We start from the raw sequence: 3868 nt of genomic DNA, 5'->3' as shown, positions 1-3868 counted from the left end.
CGATGCGCAGCTTGAGCGCATCTATGCAGGCCGCTCTACGACTCAGCCAGCGAATGCTCCGGCCGAACCACCTGTCATGCTCGAACCTTCACTGGAGATGTCCTGATGAAACGCTTATCCGCGCTCTTATTGACCTGCTTGCTGTCCGCTGTTTCAAGTTTGTCCGCCGTAGCGGCCGATGCCGATCCAGATGTACTGAAAGTTGCCCTGCTACCGGACGAGAACGCCTCCGAGCTGATCAAGCGTAACCAGCCGCTGAAGGATTATCTGGAAGAGCATCTGGACAAGAAGGTGCAGCTGATCGTAACCACCGACTATTCCTCGATGATTGAGGCGATGCGCTTTGGCCGTATCGACCTGGCGTATTTCGGTCCGCTGTCCTACGTCATGGCCAAAAGCAAAAGCGACATCGAGCCCTTCGCTGCCATGGTCATCGACGGCAAGCCGACCTATCGCTCGGTGATTATCGCCAATGTGGCGTCAGGCGTGAATGAGTATGCCGACCTTAAGGGCAAGAAGATGGCCTATGGTGACCGGGCATCGACGTCCAGCCATTTGATTCCCAAAACCGTGCTTCTTGAGACGGCCGATTTGACGGGTGGGCAGGACTACGAACAACATTTTGTGGGCACGCATGACGCCGTTGCCGTCAACGTGGCGAACGGCAACGCCGATGCGGGTGGGCTGTCGGAGGTGATCTTCAATCACGTAGCCGAACGTGGCCTGATCGATCCGAGCAAAGTGAAGGTACTCGGTTACAGCGGCGAATATCCCCAGTACCCCTGGGCGATGCGCTCCAACCTGAGCCCCGAGCTGAAAACCAAGGTTCGGGATGTGTTCGTCGGTATCGACGATCCCGAAGTGCTGCGCAACTTCAAGGCCGAGGCCTTCGCGCCAATCACCGACGCCGACTACGATGTGATCCGCAACATGGGATCGCTGCTCGGCCTCGACTTCGCCACGATGTGAGCACCGATATGTCTACTCATTACGACGTGCAGGCGCTGCCTGCTGAGCAACGCGAGCACATCCTCCGAGGCTTCGGCCTCGGTTGGTGGCGCCAGCTGGGGCAGGTGGCGATTGTACTCGGAGTGGTACTGCTGGCCTGCTGGTACGTGGGGCTGCTCGATGCCACCACGTTGCTGAACGGCCTGCCCTCCATCGCGACCCTGGCAGGCGAGGCGATGCCGCCGGACTTTTCGGGCTATCGAAGCTGGATTCGCCCCTTGATCGACACCTTGGCGATGAGCATCGCCGGTACGGCCATCGCAGTGGTGTTCTCGCTGGTGGTGGCCTTCGTTGCAGCGCGCAATACGGCGCCGCACCCCCTTGTGTTCGGTGTTGCCCGGGTGCTGCTCAATGCCCTGCGGTCGGTGCCGGAGCTGATCATGGGCATCATCTTCGTTGCAGCCGTAGGGTTCGGCGCCTTGCCAGGCGTGCTTGCGCTGGGTCTGCATTCGATCGGCATGGTCGGCAAGTTCTTCGCCGAGGCCATCGAGCACGTCGACGAAGCGCCGGTGGAAGCCGCTCGGGCGGCGGGGGCTACGCCGATGCAAGTGCTGCTCCACGCGGTTTTGCCACAAGTGACGCCGCAGTTCGCTGACGTGGCGATCTACCGCTGGGAATACAACTTTCGCGCCTCAACTGTGATGGGCATGGTTGGCGCCGGCGGTATCGGCTTCGAACTCATGGGCTCGCTGCGCATCATGCAGTATCAGGAGGTGGCCGCGATCCTGCTGGTCATCCTGGCCATGGTCACATTGGTAGACGCCTTCAGCGGCGTACTGCGCAAACACTTCAAATAGGAAACTCCATGCTGCCGAAACTCGTTATAACTCACCGGGTACACGATGAGATCCTGCAACTGCTGGCGCCACATTGCGAGCTGATGACCAACCAGACCGACAGCACGCTGACGCGCGAGGAAATTCTGCGCCGCTGCCGCGATGCTCAGGCGATGATGGCGTTCATGCCCGATTGGGTCGATGCAGACTTTCTTCAAGCCTGCCCTGAGCTGCGTGTAGTCGGCTGCGCGCTCAAGGGCTTCGACAATTTCGATGTGGACGCCTGTACTGCCCGCGGGGTCTGGCTGACCTTCGTGCCTGATCTGTTGACCGTCCCGACTGCCGAGCTGGCGATTGGACTGGCGGTGGGGCTGGGGCGGCATCTGCGAGCAGCAGATGCGTTCGTCCGCTCTGGCGAGTTCCAGGGCTGGCAACCACAGTTCTACGGCACGGGGCTGGATAACGCTACGGTCGGCATCCTTGGCATGGGCGCCATCGGACTGGCCATGGCTGAGCGCTTGCAGGGATGGGGCGCGACCCTGCAGTACCACGAGGCGAAGGCTCTGGATACACAAACCGAGCAACGGCTCGGCCTGCGCCAGGTGGCGTGCAGCGAACTCTTCGCCAGCTCGGACTTCATCCTGCTGGCGCTTCCCTTGAATGCCGATACCCAGCATCTGGTCAACGCCGAGCTGCTTGCCCTCGTACGGCCGGGCGCTCTGCTTGTAAACCCCTGTCGTGGTTCGGTAGTGGATGAAGCCGCCGTGCTCGCGGCGCTTGAGCGAGGCCAGCTCGGCGGGTATGCGGCGGATGTATTCGAAATGGAAGACTGGGCTCGCGCGGACCGGCCGCGGCTGATCGATCCTGCGCTGCTCGCGCATCCGAATACGCTGTTCACTCCGCACATAGGGTCGGCAGTGCGCGCGGTGCGCCTGGAGATTGAACGTTATGCAGCGCAGAACATCATCCAGGTATTGGCAGGTGCGCGCCCAATCAACGCTGCGAACCGTCTGCCCAAGGCCGAGCCTGCCGCATGTTGAATCCGGTCTGGCTGAAGAGCCTGGTAGCGATCGTTCAAACAGGCAGTTTTCAGAGCGCGGCGAGGGCGTTGGGGCTGGCCCAGCCGACGGTGTCGCAGCACTTGCAGAAGCTTGAAGAGCAGGTCGGCGTAACGCTGGTGCAGCGCAGTCGTAGCGGCTGCCAGCCTACCACACGGGCGCTGGCCTTCATGCCGCATGCGACCGCCTTGCTCGACATGCACGCCCGGGCGCTAGAAGCCCTGCATGGCAATCGTGAGCGCGTCGGGGCCAGCTCCAACATCGGCACCTACCTTCTCCAGCCATTCGTGCGCAACTATCTGACGACCGCAAATGAGAGGGGCGAGGTGGATCTGCGCATCGCCGCCAACCCGGATGTGGCCGACCAGCTACTGGCGGGCCAGCTCGACGCCGCGATCATGGAATGGTGGCTACCTCACCCCGACTTCGAACACCGCCTCTGGCGGGTCGAGCCGCTGGTGCTTATCGTCAGCCCCGACCATGCGCTGGCTGAAGCAGGGTGCATAGAACGTGATCGTCTGGTGGACCTGCCGATGCTGGGAGGTGAACCGGGTAGCGGTACCGGACGGCTTCTGACCGAATACTTTGGCGAACTGGGCGTGCCTCGCAGCGGTATGCAGCTAGGCAGCACCGAGGCAGTCAAACAAGCAGTGAGGGCGGGACTCGGCGTGTCGTTGGTGATGGCTTCCGCAGTACAAGACGAAGTTCGCAGTGGCGCGCTGGTAGCTCTTCCCATCCCGGGGCTTGAAAAGCGTCTCCAACTGATCTGGCGCAAACCTCCCGGAAATCTGCACCCGCCGGGATTTGTGCGGCACTTATTGGAGGAGGCAGATCTAGCTGGATAAGGTGATGGATGGTTGCGATCCAGCGCTTGGCTTGTCAGCCTAGGGAAACTCTGAAAAAGACTTTCTGATTTGGCAAAATACCGCGACCCCACCCACCGAGTTTCCCGATGAAGCAGATGACCTTCGCCGACGCCGAGTACGCTGGCAAGCGCAAGCAAACCCGCAAGGAGTTGTTCCTGAT

4 protein-coding genes and 1 pseudogene are annotated in these 3868 nt (G+C 61.2%); all 5 read left to right on the top strand.

All coding sequences use genetic code 11. The features are described from left to right. Positions 1-106: pseudogene (locus tag Q8O69_RS01605) on the top strand (phosphonate ABC transporter ATP-binding protein); the annotation flags it as partial. Further along, positions 106-969, top strand: coding sequence for a phosphate/phosphite/phosphonate ABC transporter substrate-binding protein (gene phnD / locus Q8O69_RS01600; RefSeq protein WP_305589159.1), 864 nt, complete (start codon positions 106-108; stop codon positions 967-969). The pseudogene Q8O69_RS01605 and the gene phnD, both read left to right, overlap by 1 nt. Before the next feature lie 8 nt (positions 970-977). Then, positions 978-1805, top strand: a complete 828-nt coding sequence (gene phnE, locus Q8O69_RS01595; RefSeq protein ID WP_033937774.1) for a phosphonate ABC transporter, permease protein PhnE — start codon at positions 978-980, stop codon at positions 1803-1805. Positions 1806-1813: 8 nt separating this feature from the next. Next, the gene (gene ptxD, locus Q8O69_RS01590; protein ID WP_305589158.1) at positions 1814-2824 is read left to right on the top strand and encodes a phosphonate dehydrogenase PtxD; all 1011 of its coding nucleotides are present in this window, start codon (positions 1814-1816) and stop codon (positions 2822-2824) included. Further along, entirely contained in the window at positions 2818-3687 is an 870-nt protein-coding gene (locus Q8O69_RS01585) for a LysR family transcriptional regulator (RefSeq protein WP_010466239.1), read from the top strand. The genes ptxD and Q8O69_RS01585 overlap by 7 nt, the downstream gene beginning before the upstream one ends. Positions 3688-3868: the final 181 nt, after the last annotated feature.

This window comes from Pseudomonas sp. (genome assembly GCF_030690725.1).
GTDB lineage: Bacteria > Pseudomonadota > Gammaproteobacteria > Pseudomonadales > Pseudomonadaceae > Aquipseudomonas.
The sequence above is the reverse complement of the archived record's forward strand: the minus strand, read 5'-3'. Positions and strand labels throughout refer to the sequence as shown.